A 1,169-nucleotide genomic window follows, 5' to 3' on the forward strand; every position below is an offset into this window, starting at 1 on the left:
TTCCCCGATGGCGGCCTGGTCTATCCGGCGATGCCGTTCGCCTCCTACTCGAAGGTGACGCGCGAGGACAGCGACGCGATCTACGCCTATTTGCGCACGGTCACTCCGGTCAAGCAGCTCAACAAGCCGCATGACCTGACGTTCCCGTTCAACAACCGCTCGCTGATCCTCGGATGGCGCACGCTGTTCTTCAACGAAGGCGAGTTCAAACCGGATCCGACCAAGTCCGCGGAGTGGAACAGGGGCGCCTATCTGGTCGAGGGCCTCGGCCATTGCGGCATGTGCCATACCGCGATCAACGCGCTCGGCGGCAGCTCGCAGTCGCAGGCCTTCGAAGGCGGCCTGATCCCGATGCAGAACTGGTACGCACCGTCGCTGACCTCCAACAAGGAGGCCGGGCTCGGCGATTGGTCGCTCGAGGAGATCGTCGACTATCTGCGCAAGGGCGTCTCCGCGAAGGGAGCGGTCTACGGTCCGATGGCCGAAGTCGTCTACAACAGCCTGCAATATCTCAATGACGACGACGTGCGCGCGATGGCGATCTATCTGAAGGGCCTTGCACAGGGAACATCGCCGGAAAAGGCCTCGGCGCCGTTGCCGACGGCCGAGAGCAGCCTGCTGCACTCGTTCGGCAAGCAGCTCTATGACCGCGAATGCGCGAGTTGCCACGGCGCGACCGGACTGGGGATGCCGCCGGACTACCCGCCGCTCGCCGGTAATCAGTCGATCCAGATGGTCTCTGCGGTCAATGCGATCCGGATGGTGCTCAATGGCGGGTATCCGCCGGGCACCTCAGGCAATCCGATGCCCCACGGCATGCCGCCGTTCGCGCAGAAGCTGTCGGACGACGAGGTCGCCGCTGTCGTGACCTACATTCGAACGGCTTGGGGCAACCGCGGCGAGCCGGTGTCGGCGCGGCAGGCCAACGAGCTGCGTGCGGCGACGCTGAACTAGGGGGCGCGATCATGATCAACTCATCTTCGCCGCAACCGAGCACATCCGTCTCGGAAGACGAGGCCGTCGAGACCATCGTGCGCGCCGGTCCGGGCGGCGCGGTCGCGATCGCGGGCATAGCGACGGCTATCGTGGTCGGATTGTGGTTTGCATTCTATCTGCTGGTCTTCCTGCCGCGGAGCGCTCCCTGATGGCGACCGAGACGGACCATAGCC

2 protein-coding genes are annotated in these 1,169 nt (G+C 64.7%); both read left to right on the plus strand.

Annotated elements, in window-relative coordinates:
* Window positions 1-954, plus strand: a 954-nt coding sequence (locus tag FNJ47_RS46145; RefSeq protein WP_163163435.1) for a c-type cytochrome, incomplete at its 5' end; no start/stop codon positions are given.
* A gap of 11 nt (window positions 955-965) precedes the next feature.
* Window positions 966-1,145, plus strand: coding sequence for a hypothetical protein (locus FNJ47_RS46150; protein WP_163163437.1), 180 nt, complete (start codon window positions 966-968; stop codon window positions 1,143-1,145).
* Window positions 1,146-1,169 lie beyond the last annotated feature (24 nt).

Source organism: Bradyrhizobium uaiense (assembly GCF_010811875.1).
Taxonomy (GTDB): Bacteria; Pseudomonadota; Alphaproteobacteria; order Rhizobiales; family Xanthobacteraceae; genus Bradyrhizobium; species Bradyrhizobium uaiense.

Excerpts from the sequence above, each read along its gene's own strand:
- FNJ47_RS46150 (WP_163163437.1), top strand. The coding sequence starts at position 966 with ATGATCAACTCATCTTCGCCGCAACCGAGCACATCCGTCTCGGAAGAC.